This window comes from Nocardiopsis sp. NPDC055824 (assembly GCF_053616335.1).
Window position 1 is genome coordinate 1 of record NZ_JBSHDN010000094.1, and the last position, 25,125, is coordinate 25,125.

Genomic DNA, 25,125 nt, shown 5'->3' on the forward strand with positions numbered 1-25,125 from the left:
GGCGGGTCGCCGCCCGCGGCCCTGCGCACGCGGGTCGCCGCCTACTGCGGCACGGTCGCGATCTGGATCAGGTTGCCGCAGGTGTCGTCGAGGACGGCGGTGGTGACCGGTCCCATCTCCAGGGGATCCTGGGTGAAGCGGACGCCGAGGCCGCGCAGGCGCTGGTATTCCGCCTGCACGTCCTGGACGGCGAACTGGGCGAGCGGGATGCCGTCCTTGACCAGGGCGTCGCGGTAGGTCCTGGCGGCCGGGTGGGCGGCGGGCTCGAGGAGGAGCTCGGTGCCGTCGGGCTCGTCGGGCGAGACGACGGTCAGCCACCGGTCGCTCTCGCCCACCGGGACGTCGTGCTTCTTCACGAAGCCGAGGACCTCGGTGTAGAACTGCTCGGCCTGGGCCTGGTCGTCGACGAAGACGCTGGTCATGTGAATCTTCATGGGGTGTTCCCCTCCGGTCCGGATGCGTCTGGCAGGGGCCACCGCTCGGCGATGTGCCGCAGCGGGGCCGTGTTCAGGTCGTGGAACTTGTAGCGGCCCTCCCGCCTGGTCTCGACGAGCCCTGCGGACTCCAGCACGGCGAGGTGCTGGGAGACCGCCTGGCGCGAGATGCCGAGCCGGTGCCTCATGCTCAGCCGCGAGCAGATCTCGAACAGCGTCTGCCCGGACTTCTCCGTGAGCTCGTCGAGGATGGTGCGGCGAGTCGGGTCGGCCAGAGCTTTGAAGAGTTGGTCGGCCACGGCCACCATGATAGGCAAGTAACCACTTGCTTGTCGAGTCGGGGCGGCGTGTCCCGTATCGGCCTGCCCTCCGAGTGCGCAGGTCAACCCGGTTGTGGTCGTGTGCGGCCCTGGATCCGGTGTCGGCCGGCGACACGACCGCTCCTCGCCCGCAGCGCCGCGGACGCCTTGCGAACGGAGCTCTCGACCGGTGGCCACGAGACCGTCGGGGAAGCCGTCGTGTCGTGGGTCCGTGCGATCCTGCTCCGCCCACCGAAAACCCCCAGGAGGCGAACGTGTCCCACTACCAGGTCGTCGTGGTCCTGCCGAAGCCGCCCGACACCTCGGCGGGCGCCGCCCCGGGCGAGGTGCTCCTGCGGGAGCTGCTCCCCCTGCTGGGGGAACCCGACTACGCGGGCGAGGACACGGACCCGCCCGGCCGCTGGTGGGACCGGTGGATGATCGGAGGCCGGTTCGAGAACGCGTTCCTGTGCACGGACCCCGACGACCCCCGGGTCCTGCCCGCCGAGGACGGCGAACCCCGCATGGTGACGGCGGCGCCCGCATCCCTGCTCGACCTCGACGCGCAGCGCGAGGCGGCGGCCGGGAGGGCGGCCGACAGGTGGGACCGCGCCACGGGGATACTCCGGCGCCACCCCGACGCCGAGACGCTCCGCGCGTTCCTCCCGCGGGGCGGGGAAAGGGCCGAGCGGACGCGCCCCGGGGCGACGGCCGCGCACGTCCGGACGCCGGCGGGGAGGACCGCCCAGGCCGAACGGACGGCCGCCATGAAGGCCTACCACGCCCAGGACGCCGTCCGGGAGCTCAGAGGAGCCGGACTCACGCACTTCGCCGGGTGCGCGGTCGAGCACTACTCCACACCCCGGGAGGAGTTCGTGGAACAGGCACGTCGGGGCGCGGTACCGGGATGGGCCCTCATCGACACGGACGGAACCTGGTACGCCGTGGAACACCTGCCCGGGACCGGTGCCGGCCCCGAAGCGCGGCAGGCACGGCGCGAGTACCTGCGCCGCACGAACGCGCTCCTCGACGCGTTGCCCGGCGACGCCTACCTGGTCATGGCCGACCTTCACGCGTGAGGGGTCGACGGGAGCGGCTGTCCGCCCCGGAAGGCGCACGACCGGACGGCGGCCCGGGCGGTGCCTGCGTCGGCGCCCCCGCGGACGGCGGCCCGGGCCATCACCACGTCCACGGGACCGTGCCGGTCGTCCGGGCACTCCTTCGAGGGGCGAACGCCCCCTCGTGATCAGAACTCGGGACAGGTCCTGGTCCGGCAGCGCGGCCCCGACGCGATAATGGCCGCGACCTTCGAGCCGGCGGATCGCCCCCCGCGCCCGACCGCTCCGCCCTCCGGGAATGAGAACGCACGTGTACATGAGGACATTCGGCCGCGTAGAGGACAGGCCCGTGCTGCTCCTGCACGGCGGCGGCGTCGCAGGGTGGATGTGGGAGCCCCTGAGGGCGCACCTGGACCCGGGGCTCCGGCTCCTCGTACCGGATCTTCCCGGACACGACCGCAGCGCCGACACGGCCTACCGGTCGCACGAGCAGGCGGTCGCAGAACTGGAGTCGCTGCTCGAGAAGGAGGCGGCGACGCCCGCCGCGGTCGTCGGGTTCTCCCTCGGCGCGCAGTTGGCGGTCCTGCTCGCCGCCCGCCGACCGGACCTGGTCGACCGGGTCGCGGCCGTGAGCGCGCAGGCCGTCCCCTCACCGGCCCCGCGCCTGGTCCTCGCCCTGCTCGCTGCGACCGCCGGGCTGGCCAAGCACGAAAGGTTCGCCCGGCTGCAGGCGAAGGAGCTCTTCATCCCGCCAGAGCTCCTCGACGACTACCTCCGCACCTCCTCGACGGTGTCCAGGGGTACGCTGCTCGCGGCCGTCAGCGAGAACATCCGCTTCACCGTGCCCGCGGGGTGGTCGGCCTTCGCCGGTGAGGCGCTCCTTCTCGCCGGGGCCGGGGAGCGCACTTTCATGAGGAAGTCGGCCGAGACGCTGCGCCGGGCCCTCCCCCACAGCGAGTTGGAGATCGTCGAGGGATGCGGACACGGCCTCCCGCTGCAGAACCCCGCCTGGCTGGCGAACCGCCTGCACACCTGGCTCGGCGTCTGAGGGCCGCCCGCGATCAACGGCCCGGGGATGATCCGCGTCTTCCGATGCCGGACCCGGGCGCCGACCGCCGCAGCCGTCGGTCGGTCGGCTGTCGGACCCGGTCACTACGGTTTCCGCATCCGACAAGGCCGACACGGGAGTGACCCACGTGACCCGCCGCACCCCACCCCGCCCCGTGGACGTCGAGGCGCTCTTCCCCGAACTGCGTCCTCTGCGCAGGGAGGCGGTACGGCTCCATCCGCGCGCCGGTCGGCCCTCGTTCCGCGACAGTTCCGTCGGCGGACCTCTCCTGTGGCCGGCCGACGAGCCCTGGCCCGTGTGCGACGCGGAGCACTACGAGAGGAACAGCGACACACCCTACGAGGGGGAGGTCTGCCTCGTACCCGTGGTGCAGGTTCACCGCACGGACGCCCCCGGTCTTCCGTTCCCGCCGGGATGCGACCTCCTGCAGGTGCTCTGGTGCCCCTACGACCACGGCAGTCCCCGTTGCCCCCTGCCGCAGGTGCACTGGCGCAGCGCGGACTCCGTGAAGGAGGTGAGGGAGACGCCCGCACCGCACGCAGAGGCTTCGGAGTACTACGTTCCCGATCCTTGCGCGGTCCATCCCGAGCAGGTGGTGGAGTACCCCGGCCTGGAGCTCCCGAAGGACCTCTTCGACATGCTGGGGGCGCGCTTGGACCGGCTGGAGCGGGAGACGGGTTGGCACTACCAGTACCACCTCGCCGAAGCGCCCGGCATCAAACTGGGAGGGTATCCCGGCTGGACCCAGGAACCGGTGTGGCCGGAGTGCGGTTGGTGCGAGCGGCGGATGGACCACCTCCTCACCGTGTCCAGTTGGGAGTACGACGGGGCGACCTGGTGCACCTGGCTCCCGGTCGAAGACCGGGAGTCCGTCGGTGCCGAGGAGCCGTGGAGTTCGGAGCGGGCCCGCGCGGCGCAGAACCCCGCCGGACTGATGCTGGGAGACGCCGGCGGTGTGTACGTCTTCGAATGCCGGTCGTGTCCGGAACGTCCCGTGGCCCACTGGTTCGACTGTTCCTGAGCAGGCAAGCTCCCCGAACCTGTTGCCGCCAAAGACCCGCACCCCAGGGTTTTCTCCTCCCCAGGGGCAAGAGAAGAGCGCTCGCCACATCGCTCACCCGTCAGCCGGTAGCCCAGGGAGCGGCGTTCACGGGAAGCGGTGTCGGCCATCCCCCCGCCCCCGCGATGGCGGTGGAAGCCAGAAGAGCCAATCAATCACCAGACCGGGCAACGGGTAATTTATTCAGCATTCCAAGGTAGTTCACATGGCCGGCGCAACCAGTACCAAGGGCGACCCACGAAATCACCTAGAGACAGATGACACGCTTCAACAAGGGCCCGACCTCCATCCTCGACGGTCATTCCACGGTATACACCATCCACTTCGTCCAACATTTCAAGAACCAACCCGCGATCATCATCAGATATATTCTGCGCAAGTTTTCGCACTTTATCCCTGAATCGAAGGTCTTCCTCATACATGGAGGCCGGATACCATGCACTCGGTGGCCACCCAGTCGCCATGCGCACCGTAAGGCGCTCCCAATTCACAGCGAGACCACGAATCTCCCAAAGCCTGCCCTCCGCTTCGCGGGGAATATAGGAGTCAACTATCGGCGTCGGAAGCTGGAGTACCTTGATAACTTCCGGAAACCTCGAAATACTTGCTTCGGGAAGTTCGGGAACAGGGATTTCAACATCTGTAATCCTGAAAACTTCAGCATCATCCTCCGGCTCTCGAAGGCGAGCATATGCGACTTCATCTCTAGGCGTCGCAACCCTCCAGAGACTGGGGTACTTTTCCTCTGCAGGGAACAGAATGACAGTATTCAGAAAACCAGACAGCCTTAGAGAAAGCTCCTCCTCGCTTGGCTTTTCTTTTACATCCTCAGTTGCATAGACGCCCAGAGAATAGAACACATCCCCACTCTCCATCGAGAACTCGGCAGACACCCAGGCATCCCAGTTACGAGTTTCAACCTCTTCCTCATCCACCACATCAATGCGAAAAACAGGGAGATCAAACACCTTGGCCAAACCCTCACGCAATCCAACCGGGTCAAAAATCCCAGCCAGAAGAAGGTTGTACATCATCCATACTCCTCGTATATCTTTCTTGCAAGGGTGACCGAATCTGGATTGTCTCTAAACTTTGGATCGTTATCGAACATCCTCTGCAACTTACTCATGTCACCGCCCGCACGAGCGATGTGCTTCAGTGCACCATATGCAATTCTATCTAGCTGCACAATACCAGGTCCAGATATGGGGAAAACCGTACCAGAAGGCTCGATTCCATACGTTCGCCCGTTCACCTGGTACTGTTGAGTTTTAGCGTCAAATTCAGCCCCCCCAGAAGCAATCTCACCAATATCGATCCTCATCGCGCTAACAGTATCTGGGAGTACGAGACTATTTTCAGCCTTCACCTGACCATGCTTTACACCACCCATGGTGTGCCTCGGGTGAGGCTCCCTCAGTACCTTATCTCTCGCTGGTCCTTCAATATCGGACGAGGCTGTCCATTCTCTTCGACCTGACCTTGTCGGATCGCTTTGCTCTCCTTGATGTCTTGTCGAACCTTCATCTCTCGGTTCGCTTGACTGATTATCAGAGTCGCCACTGCGATCAACACCGCCATCATCCCCACCGGTGGCGGTGCGGTCCCGGGGCGGCTGGTCTCCGCCGCCCTCACCACCGCCGGTGGCGGTTTCCGGACGTGCGGGTTCTTCACTCGGAGCGTCGTCACGCCGCACGGGGCGGTCGTCGCCCTGACCGTCAGTCCCGTCATCGTCCGTACGACTCGTAGGACGCCGTTCGGGATCGTCCTCGGCTCGTTGCTCGGCGTTGTCGCCGCGCTGTCCCTCGGTGTCCGGGCGGGTGGTCGGCGCGGGGGCTTCGGACTCCTGGGCGGGCCTTCTCGGAGCGTCCGGGGCCTCAGCACGGGGGCGGTCGGGCGAAGGGCCCTCTCCCTGACCCTGCGGGGTGTCGCCGCGCTGGTGTGCGGTCGGGGAGGGCTGGTCGCCGCCGTCGCCGACCACGGGCCGGTTCGGGGACGGGGAGGGCGCATCCGGCCGGGATGGGGGCGTGTTGCGGTACTGGTCGGGGTCCAGGAGCGATTCGCGGAGCAGGGTGAGGTCGTGCCGGAAGCGTTCGCCGATCGGCGTGCTTCCTTCTTCCAGGCGCTGGGGCAGCGGGCTGCTCGGGCCCACCGGGAGGCGCCCGCCGGTCTGGGAGGACTGGCCGTTGCCGTCGGAGTAGGAGCCGTCCCGGTTGGAGGGGGTGATCGCCTCTCCGCCCGGCCCGAGCGTCAGCACGGTCGTGCCGATCTTGAGCGGGATGCCCACGGTCATCAGCGCGGTGTTGAGGACGCTGGTGGAACCGGTGTACTCCGGGTCCTCCTCACGCCTGGACCAGGCCGTGTGCCCCTCCACCGCTTGGTCCCAGCTGGCGCCGATGTTGGTGGTCCAGCGGTCCCACCTGGTGCCCTCGGCGCCATCGGCCACCCATCCCTGTTCGTCGTGGACGCCGATGAAGGTCATCGCGTCCATCCATCCGTCCTTGACGGTGTTCTTGGCGTTCTCCCAGCGCCCGCTGGGGGTGATCTGCCATCCGCCCTGGGGGTGCCACAGGCCGGACAGCGAGGCCAGCCCCACCGCAGACCCCCACAGTCCGTCGACCACGAGGATGTCCCAGGCGGCCTGGTCGGTGCTGTTGGAGAAGCTCGCCATGGAGGGGTGGAACTCGGTGCCCAACCACGCGGTGAAGTCGTTGGCCGGGTCCATGAAGGTCTCGTCGAACCCCGGGGCCTCGCGCTCACCCGCGTCGGTGGGCAGCCCGTAGACGAGCACGTCGTCCCCGGCCGCCTGGTCGGGCGAGGCGTAGGAGGGTCCGCCGAAGAGGGCGGAGATCCGTGTGGCGCAGGCGTTCTCGGCCTCGTTGAACGCAGCCCAGGCCGTGTTGACGCCGTCCTTGAGCCGGATGTTCTCCTGGAGGGCCCACTCGTCGGTCTCGTCGTCCTTGTCCAGCCACCACACCTTCTTGTCGTGGTGCTTGTTCCAGAACGACTGCGCCTCGATCCTGAGGGTGTTGAGCGAAGAACGCGCCGTCGAGGCGGCCTCGGCCAGTTCCTCCAGGGCGTCGGCGACGGTGGCCAGGTCGCTCTGGATGTCCTCGCCCCGGGTCACCACCGGGTCCATGGCGGCGAAGAGCGTCTCGCTCTCCGGCGCGACGTAGTGGGCCTGCAGTCCTGCCCAGGTGGAGTGCATGTCCTCGGCGCCGCCGAGGAGGTTCTCCCCGCCGGTGCGCAGTGTCTCGGCGGCGTAGTTGAGCGACCAGACGTCGGTCAGGGGGTAGGGGATGGCCTCGGGGTCGATGAGGGTGAACATGTTCGGGTCCACCCCGTCCTGGGGCTGGGTGGGCTCGAAGGTCACCGCGGTCCTCCGGGGGTGGCGGGGGCGTCGGGTCCCAGGTCGAGGTTGAAGCCGGTGCCGGCCTGGCTCTGGGCTTCGGCGGCCATCTCCTCCTGTCCCTGGTCGTAGGCGAGGGTCGCGTCGTTGGCGCCCTGCAGGCAGGAGAGGCTGCGGGTGAACATGGCGTTGGTCTGGGTCGTGAAGTGGCCGAGGAACCCGCCCAGGGCCGCTTCGACCGGGGGGCTCTTGGCGTTGGTCAGGGCCATGTCGATGCCGTCGGCGGTGGTGTCGATGGTGGCGGAGAAGCCCTCACCGTCCAGGCCCAGCTGGGTGCTGAAGTCGGTGAGCGTCAGCGCCACACCGTGGACGTCGATGTCCCACCGGCTCATCGCTCACCCGCCTGTGTGCGGGCGGTGAACCGGTGCGGGTGGAAGTCGGCACCGGCGTCGGCGTCGCGAACCTGGGCAGCAGCACGTGCGGCCTCGGCCATGCTCTTGTCCGCGACGCGGGCCCTGAGCCGGCCGAGCGAGGCGCGGACGCCTTCGACCGCGGTGTTCATGCGTTCCCTGACCGGTGGGAGGAGGGCGTCGGGGTGCTCGGGGGCCGAGGAGGACGCGGCCTGTTCCTGCCGGTCCTGGCTCGCGGCGGAGGGGCCGGGGAGTTCTCCGGGGGTGGGGGGTTGCTCTGGGGGGTCTACCAGCTCGAACTTCATTCGCCCGGCTTTTCTCCTCTTTGTCAGTGCTGCACCTGCCTTTGAGGGTTTGCAGTTGCAGTATGCCTACATGCAGTGACTTTCCTCAGGGGCTTTGTTCCACCTCGAACGCCGTCCCCACGGCCACCGGAATCGACCTGAGCAGGCCGGATGTTCTGCATTGTCACCACATGAACCAAGAGGGTGTCTTGAGTCACTCTTGTTGATATTTGGCGAAGACGAGCCCTCTCGCCACTGCCCCGGGTCGCACCGCTCGTCGAGGACGGAGCCGCTGCACGGGAAAGGGCCTGTGCGCGACCTCGGATGTCAAAGAACCGTCTCGGGGCACGGCTGTCCCGTGACGCAGTGGCACCGCGAAGGGACCTCGGACCGATGGACCGGCTCCGCACCGGGCACGCCGGAGCACCTGCGCGCTCGACGACGTGGTCCGGCGCTCCGGCGGACACGGGCTCCCCGGTCGCCCGCGGCCGGCGGCCGGGGAGCCCGGTCCACGACGTCCTCCTCGGCCCCGCTCCGAGCCCTTCAGGCCCCGATCTGCTCGGCGAGCCGGTCGGCGACGCCGCGGGGTTCACGGCCCAGGAGTTCGGCCAGCAGCGGGTCCTGTTGCGCGAAGTAGCCCTCACGGGTCGCACGGAACATGGTGAGCATGAAGCGGGCCGCCTGCTCCGGAACACCGTCCGCCGTCTGGTCGGTCACCCACTGTTCGTCGTCGACGACGACACGCTCGACGGAGCGGCCGCTGAGTTCGGAGGCGATCCCGGCGAAGTCGTCGAGGGTGACGGCCTCACCGGCGATCAGGGTGACGGCTCCGTCGAAGGAGCGCTCACCGGAGAGGAGGGCCGCCGTGGCCTCGGACAGGTCGGCGGGGGCGGTCCACGGGACGGGTCCGTCGGCCGGTGCAGCGATCACCCCGGTCTCCCGCCACGGCCCGAGCAGGGGGGCGAAGCTGTGGGAGAAGAAGCCGTAGCGCAGGGAGGTCCATGCGACCCCCGCATCGGCGAGGATCGTCTCGGTGGCGGCGTGAATGGCCGCCGGAGGGTACGGGCCGTCGGTCGCAACGCCTTGCTGGCTCGTGTACAGGATCCTCCGGGCGCCGACCTCGACGGCCGCCTCGATCGCGTTGCGGTGCAGACCCACCATGTCGGCCGCCGGGTCGTTCCCGGACACCAGGAGCACCTGGTCGGCGCCGGCGAAGGAGTCGCGCAGAGCGGCCGGATCCTCGTAGGAGCCCTGCCGTACGCGCACGCCGCGGTCGGCGAAGTGCTGGGCCTTGGCGACGTCGCGCGCGCTGACGCCGATCCTGTCGGCCGGCAGGCGCTTGAGGAGGTGCTCGACCGTGGCTCCGTTGAGGGTGCCGGTGGCACCGGTGACGACGATCATGTTCGTGGCCTTCCCTGGGTGTCAGCGCTGGTGTCCGGCCCGGTGGCGGACTTCCGCATAAGTTGACCAGCGCGGTCAGTTTCGCGTCCGCCGTCGACCGTAGATAAACTGACCCCAAGAGTCAACTTACGGTGGCGTCAGCGAGGAACGGCAGGGACCATGACCGGTGCGACACCCGCGAGGCCCCGGCTGCGCGCCGACGCCCGGCGCAACGCGGAGCAGATCCGCCGCGCCGCGATCGGCGTCTTCCAGGGGCGGGGACTGAGCGTGCCTTTGGAGGAGGTGGCCAGGGCGGCCGGGGTGAGCAAGGCCACGATCTTCAACCGGTTCGGCGGCCGGGTCGGACTCATCGAGGCCGTCATCGAAGAAGTCGTCGCGAACGAGCTCTACGCCGCCATCGACCGGACACGGGCCCTCGACGGCGCCGGGGAGAGGGTCGCGTACTACATCACCGCGATCCGGGACCTGCAGTACCGCCAGCCCACCGCCAACGACGTCCTGCTGCAGGAATTTCCCCATTCACAGCAGCTCATGGACATCTGCCGGGCCGCGGGCGAGATCAACGGCGAACTCGTCGCCGCGGGTCACGCCTCCGGAACCCTGAGGCCCGAGTTCACGCCGGACGACCTCCACGCGCTCGTCGTCGACAACGCACTCGCGCTCAAACACGGCGCCCGCCCGCCCCGGGACGCGTACGACCGCCGCACCGCCTTCCTCCTCGACGGAATCCGCGGGCGACAGGATCCTTCCTGCTGATGAAGGGGTGCGCAGGGGTCTGTGCGTGTCCACCGGGCCTCCCGGTCCGGGTGGGCAGGGCGCGACCCGGCGGTCGGCCGGGAAGGAACACGCGGGGGCAGAGGTTCCTCTCGGCACCGGCCCCGGAGCCGGGTGCGCCCGGTGGGCCCGGCCGGCGGGTGTTCCCCCACGGACCCGCAGGGGCTGCGGTCCCCCACCCCCGCGGGGCGGGTCCTACACGTACCCCGTCACGTCCAGCAGGAGCATGACCAGGACGAACAACGCGAGGAACAGGAGCAGGACGCCGACGACCACCCGGGCCGGCAGAGCGGGGTGCCGCTCGACCCACGACAGGACGTGTGGACGGGTCCTGGCCGGCTCGGCGTAGGTGACGGGCCCGCTGGGCAAACCGCCTTCGGTCCCGCCACCCCCGCCCGAACACGCGCTACGGTGCCGTGATCATGTCACGGATGCGCCGGGCCTGTTTGACCAGCTGCGATGACCCCGGGCGGGACGCCAGTTCGGTGATACACGGTATCTCGGGGCCCTTGGCCCCGGAGAGCTCCGCGCAGTCCGCCGCCAGGGTGATCACGGCCGCCAGGCCGGACGGCGGGGCACCGCGCAGCAGGACGGGCAGGGACGCCGACAGGAGGGACCACACCAGGTCGTGCCCCCCGCCGCGGGAAACCTCACGCAGGACCTTCGCGTAGCGCTGCGCCTTGAGCCGGCGCAGGACGGTGAGTTCGCCGACGTCCTCGCCCAGGCGCTGCGTGTCCAGTTGGCCGCGGGCGGCCAGGGTGAGGATCGCGTCCACGGCGTGCATCTGCGACTCCGGGCGGCGGGCTCCCAGACCGTAGGCCATGATGAGGTGGGTCGCGGGCCCGGCCGGGCCGCCCGACTCCGCGAGGGCGGGCAGCACCGGCGCGTGCTCGTCGAGTCGGTCGTACTCGGCGAGGATCGCGACGGACACCAGCATGCGCCCCGCGATGACCTCCCGGTGCTGAGGCAGGATCGCCAGCGCCTCAGCGGAGCACTCCCCTCCGCCGTGGCAGCTGCACGGGCTGCCGACGGGGTCGTGCCCGGCGAGCAGGGACTGGAACGGCTCGGGCCATTCGGCGTGCCCGGGGAGGGCCGCGGTACGGACCAGTACGCCGGGGCGGGGCGAGCGCAGGCGCAGCGGTTCGGCGGTGCGGGTGAGGACGGGATCGGGCAGTCCGCCCGAGGCGAGCCAGGACGCGAGCCGACGCCCCGCCGGGGACGTGAGGCGCCCGGCGGCCGTGTGCGCCTCCGGCGAGACGTCGCGGTCCAGACGCAGCAGCGCCTGCTGGAGGTCGACCGGCCCGGGTTCGGCGCCGGAGCGCTCGTAGGCGGCGATCCGCGCCGCCAGGTCCGCGGGGTCGATCGTCCCCGTCGACCAGGTGGGCGTGGCCAGCAGGCCCGGCGGGGGGTCGCGGTGCAGCCGTACGGCGACCTCGTCCGCGCGCAGGAAGCGGATGGATCCGGTCGCCTGGTGCGGGCACTGGTGTCCCTCGACCAGAGAGCGGATGTAGTCCAGGTTCCGCGGCGGGAGACCGTACACGGCGGTGTGGACGACGAACCACAGACCGTTGGAGGCGTTCACGTACGGCACGCGTTCGCGGTGGCGTGCCGCGACCGGTTCGAGGGCCGCGCGCAGGCCGTCCGCATCGGCGCGGGCGTGCACCACGAGTGCGTTCAGCGCACGCTCCTCCTGGGCCGGGGTGCCGTTGCCGTGCAGCAGCGCCGCCACGTCCTCGGCGAGCTCGGCGGTGGGCGCGGGCGGCGCCAGCCGCTCGGGCTCCGGTGCGGGCGGCAGCGGGGCATCCCCGCTCTCCGCCGGAGCCTCCGCGGGAACGGCGTCGCCGAACGCGTCCGCGGCCCGTCGGCGCAGATCCAGGGCGAGCCTGCCGGAGTCTGCGGCCAGCCCGGCGAGCACGGCGGCGTCCGCGTGCCGGCTGTGGCGCACGGCCAGGGCCAGGGCGCGCTCCTGGAGGCTGTGCTCCTCCTGGCCGAACGCCTCGGCGACGACGGGGAGCAGGACGTCGGCGCGTGACCGGTCGCGCTTGATCGCCTTGTCGAGGAGGGTCAGCTGGGTCCGCACGATCTTCTTCTCGGGACGGACCAGGGCGGCCAGCGATGCCTCGATCAGGTGCTCGTCGTCCAGTCGGCCCGCCTCGTCCAGCACGGCCAGTGCCTGCTGGGCGCGCGCCGCCGCCTGCGGGTGCGCGTCGGGCAGTATCCGTACCCACGTGAGGAGGCGTGCCGCGTGCTCGTCCTCGGTCGGGTCCAGCGCGGTCAACAGGGCGAGGAAGCCCCGCACCGTGCCGGTCCGGGGCTCGCGCAGCAGCCGCGACAGGCAGCCGTCGAGCAGCATCGCCCGGTCGAGCAGTCCTTCCCCGGCGAGCCGGGCCAGTGCGTTCGGCCAGCCCGCATCGTTCGGCCAGGAGTACTGGAAGCTCGATCCGGTCCCGGGCACCTCGAACAGCCGCGGGACCATGACGGTCAGCCACGGGTCCTTGCGCAGGTCGTCCTCGATCGAGCGGCCCCAGCCGCCGATGCTCTGCTCCCAGCCCAGGACGACGCCGTCGGTCGCGGGAAGCTCGCAACCCGCGGCCCGTGCCAGCAGGGCGATCAGGGGATACTCCTCCTCGGCCACGGTGCGGCGTTCCGCCAGCCGGTGGACGACCTTGGCCAGCCACTCCGGTCCGCGATGGGCGACCACGGAGACGACCAGCGCTGTGTCGTGGTCGCCCCAGCGCAGATCGGGGCTCGCGATCCATTGCGCCGCGTCGGCCGTACCGGTGGAGCATCCCGCGCCGGCGTAGAACAGAGCCGTGCGCACCGCCAGGTGCTCGGGCCCCCAGTTGTTGCGCACCGACCTGCGCCAGGTCTTGAGCACCGGCAGGCATGTGCGGCGCTCGGCGTCGGCGAGAGGTGCGAGCAGTCGGCAGACGTCTTCCCCGCGGCCCTCGCGTACGGCGTGCAGCACGGCTCGCACGCCCGGGGTGGCGGTGTCGGGGATGTCGTAGGCGGGGCGGTCGGTCATCGGGGCTCCGGTGGGTGGTCGGCAGGGGTGAGGGGGCGGGCGATGCGGACGGCGAGGACGTGCTTGCACGGGCCGCGTCCTCCGCGGTACTCGGCCCACCACTGGCAGGTGCACGTCAGGCGCCCCTGCGCGGACCGGACCCGGTGGACGCGGCCGTCGACGGTGACCGTGGCGGGCTCGTCACCGTCGAAGCGGACCGAGCCCGCCTCGACCAGGGCCCGGGCGGCCCTCAGCCGGGGGTTGTGGCGCTCGGCCCGCCCGGTCTCGTAGGGCAGTTCGCGGTGGAAGTACGCCGCCTCCGACACGTCGTAGCCGATGCGTCCGGCCGTGCCCAGGCGGGTGAGCGCCGCCCGTACACGCTCGGGGGTGAGTCCTGACTGCGCGGCCAGGTCTCCGACGTCGACGGTGGGTTCCCAGGCGAGCAGAACCGACACCAGGTCGGCGTCGTCGGTCGAATCCTCCGCCGCCAGGGCGTCGAGGACACCGCCCTCACCGGAGAACCCGCGTGCGGTGTCCGGGGACAGGGTGAGGGTGAGGCGCATCCCGGGGAGGAGGACCTCCCACGCGCTCGCCACGGGGGCGCTTCCGGCAGCGACGCGGGGGCCGTGGATGCGCAGTCCCGTGGCGTGGCGCAGCACGCGCGTCAGCGGGGCGAGCCGTTCCGGGCCCGCGAGACACACGGCCCCGGGGACCGCGCGCGCGGTGGTGCGCAGCGTGCGGCCGGACGGCACCGCCCAGAGGGCCCCGCGCGACGCGCCCCGGGCGGCGTTGGGGCGGGGCAGCGACCGGAGGAAGCGGACGGCGTCGGCGGCGGCGAGTTCGGCGCGTAGGTCGAACCCCGAGGCGATGACCTGTGTTTCGGCGAAGCCGCGCAGCCAGCGGTCGGGCAGCGGCACCTTCTTCTCCACCACCGGCCCGTCGAAGGTGGTGACGGCCAGCTCGTCGGGGCCGACCTCCAGGTGCAGCGGGTCGCCCGGTCCGACGCGGCCCAGGGCGTCGGCAAGGGGGGCGTTGACGTCGACGTTGGTCGTGCCGTGCCTGATGTCGTCGCCGTCGAGGGCCTCGTCCAGCAGGTCGAGCCGTGCGTACACCCCGCAGCAGCCGGAGAACGACTCGAACCGGAGCCGGTCGCCGTTCCCGGTGACCACCGGGTCGAGCGACGCCCTGTTCTGCGGCCGGTGGTAGCGGGCGGCGGCGGTGTCGGCGACGCTCAGCAGACCGGCCGCGGCGACCTGGGGGTTCGTCAGGAAGCCTGCGAAGAACCGCGGGCGGCCGGCCCGTCCCGCTGGGGTGGTCCCCCCGGAGGTCTGGAGGCTGAGCGTGTCCCCCGTCGCGGTGCTGTGCACCGCGGAGGGCCGCAGATAGGCGTAGGTGTACGCGGTGTGCGACATGGGCGCGACGCTACTGAGCCCCAGTGACAAAGGGCGCCCCCGTCCCTCCCGTCGACAGGGCCTCCCGCCGTGCTGCGCCCCGCCGACGGCGACCTCGCCGACAGGATCGCCCGGGCGTTCACCCTGATCGTCGCCGACTCCCGCGGGAGTCGACCTACCGGCCGTCCCGGTCGGGCAGGAGCTGAGCGGCGCGGTGCTAGGCGGGGCTGGGCGGGCGGCCGTAGCGCCCCGCCGCCCCCGCACCGCCGTCGGTCGGGGCGCTCCCCGACCGGGGAGGCGGACGAGAGGGGCCGGGAAGGAGCAGGGGCCGAGGCCTCCGCGCTCCCACCGTCTCGATTCCCGTGCGTGACCGCCGGGGGCGCCCTGCCCCGCGGCCCCGGCCGGCCTTCTGGTCGCGCGCCCTTCCCGGACCGGTCCTACACGTACCCCGTCATATCCAGCAGGAGCATGGACAGGACGAACACCGCGACGAGCAGGAGCAGGACGCCGAGGATCGTCAGGGTCATCAGAACGGGGTGCCGCTCGACCCACGACAGGACGTGCGGGTGGGTCCTGGCCAGTTCGGCGTAGGTGACCGGCCGGTCGGGGCCCTCGCACGGCACGGCGAGCGCCTCCACCAGGCGGTCCATGTCCTGGGACGTGTAGTTCGCGCCGTACAGCCTGATCACCACGTCGTTGTCGGCGTCGAGCACGTACAGGGTCTCGTTGGCACCCGAGCGGGGCACGACGACGTTCGCGCGGACCAGGCGGGCGATGCGGCCCCTGGGACGGCGCCGCTGGAAGCCCAGCCCCTTCTCGATGAACTCGTACGGGGTCAGGACGATGCTGGAGCGGCGCGTGTGCAGCAGGAGCAGCACGACCATCACGGCGAACAGGGCGCCCGCGATGAGGCCGGCCACGGGCCCGGCCTTCACCCAGATGCCGATGGTCGCCGTCACGAGGGGCACCGCGGCGACGGCCAGCCTGGTCCAGACCCTGCGACGGCTCGGGGTCAGCACGAGTGCGTCCTGCATGTGGCTCACGGGGCCACCGCCTTCTCTTCAGTTCTCATCAAAGGCTTGTGACGCTGTGGCTCAGGAGTTGGTTCCGCGCCGTTCTGTCCGACAGGTGCCCGGCTCCGGACCCCGGCGGTCGTGCTCCATCGCGGTGCGGGTGCGCCGGGTGGCCGGGCGCACGCCGCGCCGCTCGCGGAGGGACCGCGGCCTCTACACGTCTGCCCGCTGACCGGACGAGGGGGCCCCGTGGTGGCGCTGACGCACCACGCGGTAGCGGACGTACACGACCCCCGAATCGAAGGTGCGGTTCTCGACGAGTTCGAGATCCACCCGGCGCTCGCGTCGGGGGAAGAAGGGGATCCCGCCGCCGACCAGCACCGGGTGGACCCTGGCCCGGTACTCGTCGATCAGACCCAGTTCGGCCGCCTCGGCCGCGAGCGTCGCGCCGCCGATCGCGATGTCGCCCTCTCCAGGCTCGGCCCGCCACCGCTCGACCTCCTCCGCCAGACCGCCGGAGGCCAGGCGGGCACGGCCCTGTACCGCCGACAGCGTGGTGGAGAAGACCACCTTGGGGAGGGACGTCCAGAGCTCGGTCCACTCGAGCGTCGGAGCGTCGAGCGATGGATCCCGGTCGGCGGTCTCCCAGTACAGCATCGTCTCGTAGAGCCGCCGCCCCAACAGGTAGACGCCGATCCCGCGTGTCTCGTCGGTGACGAAGCGGAAGACCTCGTCACCGGGCTCCGTCCAGGCGAAGCCGCCGTCCGGCCCGACGATGTAGCCGTCGAGTGAGACGCCCATCGAAGAGATCACGCTGCGCATCGGAAGTCCTCTCGGTGGGGCTGCTGTGTCGGGCGTTGCGTCAGGAGGCTCTCCGGGCGGCCCGATCGGCCGTCATCGTCGCACGCACGAGCACGATGACCTCGCAGGCCATGCCGCACAGCCCCGCGACGACGCCCCATCCTCCACCGAACCAGAGCTGGGCCGGGACCGCGAGCACGGCGGTGGCGGCGGCGACCCAGGCGGTCGTGGCCACCAGGGGCAGGGCCGCGGTGTGACCGGCCCGCCATGCCGCCTCGGAGGCCGTGGTGTGCCGTGTACGGATCCCGACCGCCCCGTCACGCGGCAGTCGGCCGTCGGAACCCGAACGGGTCACCGCGATGCAGGCCGCGGAGATCCCCACCACCCCGCACAGGATCGACACCAGTCCCAGCGCCTCTTCCACCGACACCCTCCCTTTCGTTCACGGCCCCGGGCACGGGGCCCATGGACGTCAACCACCGTCTCACCGCCCCGCGCCCACCGCGCGAACACCCCGCGACGACGCCGCGACCTCGACGGCGTTCTCCTGTGCCGCGGCGACGAGGGCCCGGGGCGTTCGTGGGCGCCTCCGCCGACGACGCCGAGAAACGCCGGGCCCTCGCCGCCGAGAAGGGGAGACCTGTCCGACGAGCTCCCGTGGCCCGGCCGCCGTACAGGCCGGTGCGGGACGACGGAACCGGTGGACGCTCCACCGGGTACGGGTCTTCGCGGGCACGTACCGGAACCGGTGACGGAACTCCCCTCCGGGCTCGTCGAATCGGATGCTACAGTTTCTGGCGCAGCGACGACCTGTTCGCTTGCGGAGACCGAAGGAGGTGAGTTGATGACTGTCGTGGAGACCACCGCTGTGCGCGGTGCCCGGACCATCCTCACTTCCCGGGCCTCGTCCTGACCTTCGCCTGCCTTCCTCCCCCGTAGGGGTGGTTCCGGCACGCCTGCCGTCCGGCGGGGCCCCTTTCCAAGGGTCTCCACTGTGTTTCGTCAACACGCTTCACACCGCTCTGCTCCCCCTTCGCCCGAGCGCGTCCTGACACCGGCCGACTACGGCTGGGAGGCGGAGCGCGAGCGCTCCTTCTCCCCGTCGCGGGCCGGCGGACCGGTCCCGGGCCGCGTGGTGCGGACCGCACGCGGCCTGTGCGACGTCGTCGCCGAGACCGGGCCCGCCCGCGCGGTGCTCGTCCCCCCGACTGCCGCCGTCGAGGACGGCCGGCTCACCGGGCGGCGCCCCGACAGCTGTCACCGGCTGCTTCGCGAGAACGCCCATGCCGCCTCCCGCACCGACGCGCGGCTGCGCGCCGAGATGAACCGGCAGGCCAAGCAGGGCGCGCGCCTGCGACGCGCCATCAAGCAGTCCCCGAACTTCAAGGCATGACGGAAAGGAATCAGGTCATGGACCTTCCCCGTATCTTCACCATCCGCGAGAGCAGCCACCGCATCCACAACCCGCTGACCCCGGCCAAGTTCGCCGCCCTGGGTCAGGCGCTCCACCTGGCCCCCGGGACGCGGGTGCTCGACCTGGCCAGCGGCTCGGGCGAGATGCTGTGCACCTGGGCACGCGACCTGGGCTTCACGGGCACGGGCGTCGACATCAGCACAGCCTTCACCGCTCAGGCCCGGGCCCGCGCCGTCGAGCTCGGCGTCGACGACCGCGTCGAGTTCGTCCACGGCGACGCCTCCGGCCATGTCGCGGACGAGCCGGTCGACCTGGCCGCCTGTGTCGGCGCCACCTGGATCGGTGACGGCGTCGCCGGGACGGCCGAGCTGCTCGGCCGCAGCCTGCGCCCCGGGGGGCCTGATGTTGATCGGTGAGCCGTACTGGCGGCGGACCCCTCCGGACGAGGAGACCGCCAGGGCCTGCAACGCCGCCGGCATCGACGATTTCCTGTCGCTGCCGGAGCTGATCGGGCAGTTCCAGGGTCTGGGGTACGACGTCGTGGAGATGGTGCTGGCCGACCAGGACAGCTGGGACCGGTACGCCGCGGCGCAGTGGCTCAACCTGCGCCGTTGGCTCGACCGGAACCCGGACGACGAGCTGGCCCCCGAGGTGCGGAAGGAGCTCGACGCGGAGCCCGCCCGCTATGCGCGCGCCACGCGTGAGTACCTCGGTTGGGGGGGTCTTCGCCCTGATGGAGCGCTGATCCCGGCTTCCCGTGCGGGACCCGGGCGTCACACCGGCCGGGCCCCGCACGGGGCATGTCCTCCGCACCCGTGTCCGCCGCCCGCTCGGCGCAGCCCGTGAGTGGCGCCGCCACCCGTCTTGGCGGCTGTCGGCGGCGGCTCCGGCCCGCCCCTCACCCCGGGGAGGCCGAGGCGAGGTAGTCGGTCTGGCGCTGCATGAGCCACAGGCCCTTCAGGGGCGATGCGGCGTCTTGCACCACGGGGTACCAGAGCGCCCGGTCCTCGCCCTCCCCCACGAGCGTGCCCCTGACGGGTCCGGCCTGGGCGCGGCCGAGGCCGATCGCGCGCAGGCGGTCGGGGCCGATGGCCACTCCGACCGGGGTCGGGGGTCCGGCCCACACGGGTCCGCAGGTGGTGTCGCTGTGCCCCGGCACATGGCGTACCCGCAGGTTCTCCAGGAGTCCTTCCGCTGCAAGGGCCCGCACCAGGTCCGGGAGCGCGCCGAAGGGGACGCTCTCCCGTTCCTCGAACCCGGCCACGATCGAGACCCGTTCCAGGAGGCGGCCGCCCCGGTGGGTGAGGCTGATCTGCCCGGCGAGCGGCTGCCCCCGGCCGAGCGGCCCGGCGAGGTAGAGGATCGACGCCCTGGGGCCGCGCTCGGCCGCGAAGCGGGCGATGCGCTCGCGGTCCCACTCCCGGAGCGCGGGCTCGTGGGGGCCCCAGGCCGCCGGGGCGTGCCCGGCCAGGTGCTCGGCGACGATCTCCGCGGCGCGGCCCGGGCGCGGGGCGGCGGGGCCCGGGTGGAGGGCGGACACGTCCACGACCACCTGTGTCCCGGCGCCTTCGGCGAAGCCGACGAGGAACCCGGGCTCCGGCGCGGCGCCGGGTTCCCTCGCCGCCCAGTTCGGCCCGGAGGGCTCCTTGTCGGCGAGGAACCCGTAGGTGTGGTCCCAGTGCACGGCGAGTCCGGTGAGGCCGTCGTAGTGGCCGCCGTCCTGGCCGCGCACGACCCAGCGGCCCAGCGGCCCGGCGAGGAAGGTGCGCACGCCGTAGGTGAGCCGTGCGGTGGGCGGGGTGAGCACCTGGAGCGTCTTGCGGCCGGCGTGGGTGGCCACCGCGTCGCTGAGCCAGGAGGAGAAGGGCACCACGTCCCGGTCCTGGGCGACCAGGACCGCCCTGGCCGCGGCGCGCTCGGCCGCCGGGTGCTCGGACTCCTCCCACAGGCCGAAGTCTGCCGCTCCCGAGGTCCACACCGCTCCCCCGAGGGTGAGGGCGAGCCGGTCGGCGAGCCGGTGTGCCACCTCGCGGCCCTGCTCGTCGGGGCGAGCGCGGGCCTCCGTCCACCAGAACCGGTCGGGCAGACCCGCCACGACCTCCGCGCCGAGCAGGCGCTCGACCTCGCCCGCGGCCTCGACCCGCTGCCCGGGTTCGAGGGTGGCCAGCAGTCGGCCGTCGCCGTCGCGGATCTGCAGGACGCCGGTGTCCTTGTGCCGGTGCAGCCGCAGTTCCGGGTCGACGCCTCGAAGGGCGTTGATGATCGCCGGCTCGTCGGGCCTCTCCGCGACCAGGGCCACCACGTCGTAACTCAACAGTTCTCCTTGCCGGGGGTGTGCGGGAGAATGCCGGACCCGCCGGGGAGGGCCGAGGCGGTCCCTCCCCTCGCACAGGGGTCCGGCCACGGCGCCGTTCGGCCGTCGCAGGCGCGTGAGCGCGGACCGGCGTCCCCCGCGGACTTTCTCAGGTGGGGACGGTGCCGCTGAAGTACAACCCTTCGGAACCCTCGGGGACGATCTCTATCAGCACCTGTTCGTGGTCGGGGTACACGCCGAACCCGTAGGTGACGGTCGCCTCCTGCCCGTCGGGGATCGGTGCGTCGAAGTGGGCCAGGGTGCCGTTGCCGCTCTCGTCGACCTCCAGGATGGCCGGCAACGCCTCCTTGCTGTCGGGGCCGTGGAAGACGAACACGGCGACGCCGGTGGCGTCGAAGGGTTGGCCCGTGGCGTTGGTGAGTGTGAGGTCGAATGCCAGGGAGGGGGCGCCCCTGGAGTCCGGGGTGCGCTCGACGTTCCGCACGGCCGCGGTGAGCCCTTCGACGAGCTGGGCCTGCGTGGTGAAGTCGGCGTTCAGGCTGGTGACCCGGGAGGATTCACCGGCGTCGGCGGAGGACGCCGGCTCGCCGGAGGCGGCGGGACCCGGTTCGTCCTGGGGGGCGGGGGGAGAGCAGGCGCCGGCCACCAGGACCGCGGCAGCCAACGCGACGGCCCGGAGCGGGCCGAGGGGGCGGGGGGAGGATGAATCCTTCATGCGCACCAGTATGGGACACTTTCCGGCCGCTGCCGGGGGTGAGGAGCTTCGGAACCAAGCCCCGCTCCCGGCGCCGGATCCTGTGGCCGTCCTCCCCGCAGCCGTTGTCCGCGGGTGTGCGGAACGGCCTGGCCTCGTTCGGCCCCCGAAGTCGGTATAGTACGGACGGTATAGTTATTGGTTGCATGAGGAAGGCGCCGCATGATCGAGATCCTGGACCCTGACAAGCTGCCCCAGGCCAGAGAGACAGGGGCCCTGGTCGGCCACATCCTGCGGACGGTGAGGGACCGCAGCACGGTGGGCACGAACCTCCTGGAGATCGACCGGTGGGCCCAGGAGATGATCACCGAGGCCGGCGCGCAGTCCTGCTACGTCGACTACGCGCCGTCCTTCGGACGCGGACCGTTCGGCCACTACATCTGCACCGCCGTCAACGACGCGGTGCTCCACGGCCTCCCGCACGACTACGCGCTCGCCGACGGCGACCTGCTGACGCTCGACCTCGCCGTCTCCCTGGGAGGGGTCGCCGCGGACTCCGCCATCAGCTTCGTCGTGGGCGGCTCCCGGCCGCCGGAGAGCGTCGCGCTGATCGAGGCGACCGAACGCGCACTGGCCGCGGGCATCGCCGCCGCCGGGCCCGGGGCCCGCATCGGCGACATCTCCCACGCCATCGGCAAGGTGCTGCGCGGGGCGGGGTACCCGATCAACACCGAGTTCGGGGGCCACGGCATCGGCTCGACGATGCACCAGGACCCGCACGTCCCCAACACCGGGCGGCCCGGCCGCGGGTACAAGCTGCGCCCCGGACTGCTGCTCGCGCTGGAGCCGTGGGTCATGGCGGACACCGCCCGGCTCGTCACCGACGACGACGGGTGGACGCTGCGCAGCGAGACGGGCTGCCGGACCGCGCACAGCGAGCACACCATCGCCGTCACCGAGGACGGGGCCGAGATCCTCACCCTGCCGAAGCCGGCGTAACCGCGAGGTCGCCCCGCGGTGCGTCGACGCGCCGTGGGGCGGGGGCGCGCTGGGGTGTGGGGGCGGACGGGGCGTCACGCCCCCGCCCGCCCCGTCTCCGGAGGTTCGCGGCGGTCCTTCTGGGCCGACTGCTGTTTGTGGGAGGCTTGTGCGGCCCGGAACCGGGCAGGAACCACACATTTCACCAGCAGCATCGGAGACGACAGCAGTTATGGAGAGCTACGGGGTTCAAATCGGCCTCGTCCTGGTCCTCGTCGTGGTCAACGCCCTCTTCGCCGGCAGCGAGATCGCCCTGATCACCCTGCGCGAAGGACAGATCAAGCAGCTGGCGGAGCGGGGGCCCGGCGGCAGGGCCGTGGCCCGCCTGGCCAAGGACCCCAACCGTTTCCTCGCCACCATCCAGATCGGCATCACCCTGGCCGGCTTCCTGGCCTCGGCCACCGCGGCCGTGGCCCTGGCCCAGCCCCTGGTCGAACCGCTCGGCTTCCTCGGCTCCGCGGCCGCGCCGGTCTCGGTCGTCCTGGTCACCATCGTCCTGACCTTCGTCACCCTGGTCTTCGGCGAGCTCGCGCCCAAGCGCATCGCCATGCAGCGCGCCGAGACCTGGGCCCTGGTGGTCTCGCGCCCCCTGGACCTGCTGGCCGCGCTCTCGCGTCCCGTGGTGTGGCTGCTGAGCGCCTCCACCAACCTGGTCGTGCGCCTGACCGGCGGTGACCCCACCGCCGCCAAGGAGGAGATCGGCGAGGAGGAGCTGCGCGAGATGCTCGCCACCCAGCGCGGCATGACCGCCGAGCAGCGCACCATCATCTCGGGTGCCTTCGAGATCGACGACCGGCGGCTGCGCCAGGTCGTCGTCCCGCGGGGCGAGGTCTTCACCATCCCGGCCCGCACCCCGGCCGGGGAGGCCGCCCTCATGCTCGCCGAGCACGGCCACTCCCGCGCCCCCGTCGTCGCCGACGACGACCTCGACGAGGTGCTCGGCGTCGTGCACTGGTCCGACCTGGTCCGCGGGGAGGGCGCGGCCGGTGAGCTGGCGCGGGAGCCGATGCTGCTGCCCGACTCCCTGGTGGTCTCCCTGGCCCTGCGCCGGATGACCGCCGAACACCAGCAGCTGGCCGTGGTGGTCGACGAGATGGGCGGCATCGACGGCATCGTCAGCCTGGAGGACCTGCTGGAGGAGATCGTCGGGGAGATCTACGACGAGACCGACTCCGACATCCGCACCGTGGTCTCCAACGACGACGGCACCATGACGCTGCCGGGCACCTACCCGGTGCACGACCTGTCCGACCTGGACCTGCCGCTGAACGATCCCCCCGAGGGCGACTACGTCACCGTCGCCGGGCTGCTCATCGCGATCCTGGGCCACATCCCCAGGACTCCCGGGGAGAAGGTCTCCTTCGGCGACTGGGAGGCCGAGGTCGCCGAGACCAGCGGGCGCACCGTCACCGCCGTGAAGGTGCGGCGCACCGCGACCGCCGAGCCCTCCTGACCCGCACGCCCGGCCGCCCGTGGCGGGCGGCCGGGCTGCACGTGCGGCACAGGCCACCTGGCCGCCCCGTCCCCAGGGCCGGTGCACCTTGGGTGCATCTTGGAACAGGTCTCGCCCAGGGCAGGAACGGGGCGGGAGGGACCGCCGCTTCGCAGGAGGCGGCGGTCTTGTCGTACCCGGCCGGGAGTGAGCCGGGGCCCGTTGCCTGCGTCTTTCCAGGCCGTCGCCCGGTCGCTCAGAGGAGGGCGCCGCCGGAGACCTCGATGCGCTGGGCGGTGACCCAGCGCAGGCCCTCGGAGGCCAGCGCGGCGATGGCGTCGCCGATCTCCTCGGGTTCGCCGACGCGGCCGAGCGCGGTCCGTCCGGCCAGACCCCGGCGCATCTCGGCGTCGTCCCGCATCGCTCCACCGTTGAAATCGGTGGCGGTCGGCCCCGGGGCGATGGAGTTGACCCGGATGCCGCGCGGGCCGAGTTCTGCGGCGAGGGTGCGGCTCAGGGCTTCGACGGCGGCCTTCGAGGCCGAGTAGACCGAGGTGGCGGGACTGGTGTGGCGGGTCAGTGACGTCGAGACGTTGATGACGCGGCCGCCCTGGGCAAGCAGCGGCACGAGTGACTGGACGAGGAAGAACGTGCCCCGGACGTTGGTGCCCATCACCGTGTCGAAGTCGTCGACAGTGACGTCCTCCAACGGTCCGAAGATCCCCACGCCCGCGTTGTTGACCAAGATGTCGAGCCGCGAAGCACCCCAGCGCTCCAGCTGCTCGCCCAGTTCGCAGGTGAAGGACGCGAAGGAGGAGACGTCGCTGATGTCGAGCCGGAGAACAGCGGCGGTCCCGCCCACCGCCCGCACCTGTTCCACCGTCTTCTCGGCCCCGGCCGCATCACCGCGGTGGGTGACCAGGACCCGAACCCCGCGGCTGGCCAGAGCGGTGGCCGCGCCGCGTCCGAGGCCGCGATTCGCACCGGTCACCAGAGCGATCTTGTCGATCGTCATGAACTGTTCCTCCACTGCGCGGCCACCGGGGTTCACCCGGGCGCCACAGATAAGATGCGAGTCACTCGACTCGCCTTGCTCTCGCATCGTAGACAGGGCCGAGTGGCGAGTCAAGTGACTCGCCTCGGGTCTGCGGCATACTGTCCGCATGGCAGCAGAACTCTCCGCACACCACCGCAGGCTCGCTCAGCGAAAACGCGAGGCGATCATCACCGCGGCCACAGAGCTGTTCCTGGATCGCGGCTACGACGGCACCTCGCTGGCCCGGGTGGCCGAAGCGGCCGGGGTCTCGAAGTCCACCCTGTTCAAGCGGTTCCCCACCAAGGCGGCCCTCTTCGAGGCCATCGTCACCGAGTCCTGGCAGCGTGACGCCGGCGACGCCGCCGCGCGGCCGCAGACCGGAGACCTGCGCTCCGGACTGGCGACCATCGGCCACCGCTATGCCGACCTGGTCGGCCGACCCGGCATGACAGCCCTGTTCCGGATCGTCATCGCCGAACTGCCCCGCTTCCCCGAACTGGGACGGATGCAGTTCCAGCTCGGCAAACTGCCCTACTTCACCTCCGTCCAGCACTACTTGGAAGCCGAGCACGAGGCGGGCAACGCCGATGTCCCGGACGCGGTGAGCGCCGCGAACCAGTTCCTCGGCATGATCGCCAACTACGTCCTGTGGCCCCGCATGCTGCTGACCGACTGGAACCCCGCAACCTCCGACATCCACGACGCCGTCGAACAGGCCGTCCAGACCATGCTCGCCAGACACACACCGGGCCGCCGACCCGACCCGAAGCCGGAACGTTGACACCGGCGCGCGGGAGTTCTACCGGCGGCAGGGCGCGCTGCTCGCCCTGCTGCACGCACTGGACGGGAC

At 71.3% G+C, this 25,125-nt stretch carries 26 protein-coding genes; 10 read left to right on the forward strand and 16 right to left on the reverse strand.

From position 1 onward, the window contains the following. Positions 1-41: 41 nt before the first annotated feature. Both ACWGL3_RS18980 and ACWGL3_RS18985 read right to left on the reverse strand, forming a co-directional pair. Positions 42-434, reverse strand: a complete 393-nt coding sequence (locus ACWGL3_RS18980) for a VOC family protein (protein WP_267944740.1) — start codon at positions 432-434, stop codon at positions 42-44. Next, positions 431-742: an ArsR/SmtB family transcription factor gene (locus ACWGL3_RS18985; protein ID WP_267950409.1), complete on the reverse strand. Its 312-nt coding sequence runs from the start codon at positions 740-742 to the stop codon at positions 431-433. Before ACWGL3_RS18985 ends, ACWGL3_RS18980 begins: the two co-directional genes overlap by 4 nt. 266 nt (positions 743-1,008) lie before the next feature. On the opposite strand from ACWGL3_RS18985, the gene ACWGL3_RS18990 reads away from it, so the two are divergent. From ACWGL3_RS18990 to ACWGL3_RS19000, 3 genes are all read left to right on the forward strand, one after another. Then, on the forward strand, positions 1,009-1,812 hold the full coding sequence (locus tag ACWGL3_RS18990) for a hypothetical protein (RefSeq protein ID WP_452461611.1): 804 nt from the start codon (positions 1,009-1,011) through the stop codon (positions 1,810-1,812). A 295-nt stretch (positions 1,813-2,107) separates the two neighbouring features. Next, a complete protein-coding gene (locus tag ACWGL3_RS18995; RefSeq protein ID WP_452461612.1) occupies positions 2,108-2,839 on the forward strand; it encodes an alpha/beta fold hydrolase in 732 nt (243 codons plus the stop codon). Positions 2,840-2,978: 139 nt separating this feature from the next. Beyond that, positions 2,979-3,881, forward strand: coding sequence for a DUF1963 domain-containing protein (locus ACWGL3_RS19000; RefSeq protein ID WP_452461613.1), 903 nt, complete (start codon positions 2,979-2,981; stop codon positions 3,879-3,881). Positions 3,882-4,099: 218 nt separating this feature from the next. Here ACWGL3_RS19000 and ACWGL3_RS19005 read toward each other — a convergent pair whose 3' ends face one another. From ACWGL3_RS19005 to ACWGL3_RS19025, 5 genes are all read right to left on the reverse strand, one after another. Further along, entirely contained in the window at positions 4,100-4,954 is an 855-nt protein-coding gene (locus tag ACWGL3_RS19005) for a hypothetical protein (protein ID WP_452461615.1), read from the reverse strand. Continuing rightward, positions 4,951-7,293, reverse strand: a complete 2,343-nt coding sequence (locus tag ACWGL3_RS19010; protein ID WP_452461616.1) for a hypothetical protein — start codon at positions 7,291-7,293, stop codon at positions 4,951-4,953. The genes ACWGL3_RS19005 and ACWGL3_RS19010 overlap by 4 nt, the downstream gene beginning before the upstream one ends. Then, entirely contained in the window at positions 7,290-7,661 is a 372-nt protein-coding gene (locus ACWGL3_RS19015) for a DUF6507 family protein (RefSeq protein WP_267944747.1), read from the reverse strand. The genes ACWGL3_RS19010 and ACWGL3_RS19015 overlap by 4 nt, the downstream gene beginning before the upstream one ends. Continuing rightward, on the reverse strand, positions 7,658-7,984 hold the full coding sequence (locus ACWGL3_RS19020) for a cell envelope biogenesis protein TolA (RefSeq protein WP_452461617.1): 327 nt from the start codon (positions 7,982-7,984) through the stop codon (positions 7,658-7,660). Before ACWGL3_RS19020 ends, ACWGL3_RS19015 begins: the two co-directional genes overlap by 4 nt. Before the next feature lie 522 nt (positions 7,985-8,506). Then, the gene (locus ACWGL3_RS19025; protein ID WP_267944749.1) at positions 8,507-9,364 is read right to left on the reverse strand and encodes an NmrA family NAD(P)-binding protein; all 858 of its coding nucleotides are present in this window, start codon (positions 9,362-9,364) and stop codon (positions 8,507-8,509) included. 159 nt (positions 9,365-9,523) lie between these two features. Here ACWGL3_RS19025 and ACWGL3_RS19030 point away from each other — a divergent pair, with 159 nt between their 5' ends. Next, complete coding sequence (locus ACWGL3_RS19030) at positions 9,524-10,120, forward strand: TetR/AcrR family transcriptional regulator (RefSeq protein WP_452461618.1); 597 nt, start codon at positions 9,524-9,526, stop codon at positions 10,118-10,120. Between the two features lie 213 nt (positions 10,121-10,333). Here the strand turns inward: ACWGL3_RS19030 and ACWGL3_RS19035 are convergent, their stop codons facing one another. The 6 genes from ACWGL3_RS19035 to ACWGL3_RS19060 all read right to left on the reverse strand — a co-directional run bounded on the left by ACWGL3_RS19035 (position 10,334) and on the right by ACWGL3_RS19060 (position 16,771). After that, positions 10,334-10,507: a hypothetical protein gene (locus tag ACWGL3_RS19035; RefSeq protein ID WP_452461619.1), complete on the reverse strand. Its 174-nt coding sequence runs from the start codon at positions 10,505-10,507 to the stop codon at positions 10,334-10,336. 37 nt (positions 10,508-10,544) lie between these two features. Beyond that, positions 10,545-13,163, reverse strand: coding sequence for a DUF7824 domain-containing protein (locus ACWGL3_RS19040; protein WP_452461620.1), 2,619 nt, complete (start codon positions 13,161-13,163; stop codon positions 10,545-10,547). Continuing rightward, positions 13,160-14,554 (reverse strand): SWIM zinc finger family protein, encoded by a 1,395-nt coding sequence (locus ACWGL3_RS19045; protein WP_452461621.1) that lies wholly within the window; start codon positions 14,552-14,554, stop codon positions 13,160-13,162. The genes ACWGL3_RS19040 and ACWGL3_RS19045 overlap by 4 nt, the downstream gene beginning before the upstream one ends. Before the next feature lie 416 nt (positions 14,555-14,970). Further along, positions 14,971-15,576, reverse strand: a complete 606-nt coding sequence (locus tag ACWGL3_RS19050; RefSeq protein WP_378554782.1) for a hypothetical protein — start codon at positions 15,574-15,576, stop codon at positions 14,971-14,973. Between the two features lie 183 nt (positions 15,577-15,759). After that, positions 15,760-16,368: a dihydrofolate reductase family protein gene (locus ACWGL3_RS19055; protein WP_267944754.1), complete on the reverse strand. Its 609-nt coding sequence runs from the start codon at positions 16,366-16,368 to the stop codon at positions 15,760-15,762. A 40-nt stretch (positions 16,369-16,408) separates the two neighbouring features. Continuing rightward, positions 16,409-16,771, reverse strand: coding sequence for an SdpI family protein (locus ACWGL3_RS19060; RefSeq protein WP_267944755.1), 363 nt, complete (start codon positions 16,769-16,771; stop codon positions 16,409-16,411). Positions 16,772-17,341: 570 nt separating this feature from the next. On the opposite strand from ACWGL3_RS19060, the gene ACWGL3_RS19065 reads away from it, so the two are divergent. Genes ACWGL3_RS19065 through ACWGL3_RS19075 form a run of 3 tightly spaced genes read left to right on the forward strand, consistent with a single transcriptional unit; the run spans position 17,342 to position 18,607 of the window. Continuing rightward, positions 17,342-17,740 (forward strand): hypothetical protein, encoded by a 399-nt coding sequence (locus ACWGL3_RS19065; RefSeq protein WP_267944756.1) that lies wholly within the window; start codon positions 17,342-17,344, stop codon positions 17,738-17,740. 17 nt (positions 17,741-17,757) lie between these two features. Next, positions 17,758-18,177 carry an SAM-dependent methyltransferase gene (locus ACWGL3_RS19070; protein WP_267944757.1) on the forward strand — a complete coding sequence of 140 codons (420 nt, stop codon included), beginning with the start codon at positions 17,758-17,760 and terminating at the stop codon, positions 18,175-18,177. After that, complete coding sequence (locus tag ACWGL3_RS19075) at positions 18,164-18,607, forward strand: hypothetical protein (protein WP_267944758.1); 444 nt, start codon at positions 18,164-18,166, stop codon at positions 18,605-18,607. The genes ACWGL3_RS19070 and ACWGL3_RS19075 overlap by 14 nt, the downstream gene beginning before the upstream one ends. 52 nt (positions 18,608-18,659) lie before the next feature. On the opposite strand, the gene ACWGL3_RS19080 is transcribed toward ACWGL3_RS19075, so the two are convergent. Both ACWGL3_RS19080 and ACWGL3_RS19085 read right to left on the reverse strand, forming a co-directional pair. Beyond that, a complete protein-coding gene (locus ACWGL3_RS19080; protein WP_267944759.1) occupies positions 18,660-20,075 on the reverse strand; it encodes a DUF6177 family protein in 1,416 nt (471 codons plus the stop codon). 148 nt (positions 20,076-20,223) lie between these two features. After that, positions 20,224-20,790, reverse strand: coding sequence for a hypothetical protein (locus tag ACWGL3_RS19085; protein ID WP_267944760.1), 567 nt, complete (start codon positions 20,788-20,790; stop codon positions 20,224-20,226). Positions 20,791-20,991: 201 nt separating this feature from the next. On the opposite strand from ACWGL3_RS19085, the gene map reads away from it, so the two are divergent. Then, entirely contained in the window at positions 20,992-21,768 is a 777-nt protein-coding gene (gene map / locus ACWGL3_RS19090) for a type I methionyl aminopeptidase (protein ID WP_267944761.1), read from the forward strand. Positions 21,769-21,979: 211 nt separating this feature from the next. Continuing rightward, positions 21,980-23,260, forward strand: coding sequence for a hemolysin family protein (locus ACWGL3_RS19095; RefSeq protein WP_267944762.1), 1,281 nt, complete (start codon positions 21,980-21,982; stop codon positions 23,258-23,260). A gap of 235 nt (positions 23,261-23,495) precedes the next feature. Here ACWGL3_RS19095 and ACWGL3_RS19100 read toward each other — a convergent pair whose 3' ends face one another. After that, positions 23,496-24,254 carry an SDR family NAD(P)-dependent oxidoreductase gene (locus ACWGL3_RS19100; protein WP_267944763.1) on the reverse strand — a complete coding sequence of 253 codons (759 nt, stop codon included), beginning with the start codon at positions 24,252-24,254 and terminating at the stop codon, positions 23,496-23,498. A gap of 148 nt (positions 24,255-24,402) precedes the next feature. Between ACWGL3_RS19100 and ACWGL3_RS19105 the strand changes: the two genes are divergently transcribed. Further along, positions 24,403-25,056: a TetR/AcrR family transcriptional regulator gene (locus ACWGL3_RS19105; RefSeq protein ID WP_267944764.1), complete on the forward strand. Its 654-nt coding sequence runs from the start codon at positions 24,403-24,405 to the stop codon at positions 25,054-25,056. Positions 25,057-25,125 lie beyond the last annotated feature (69 nt).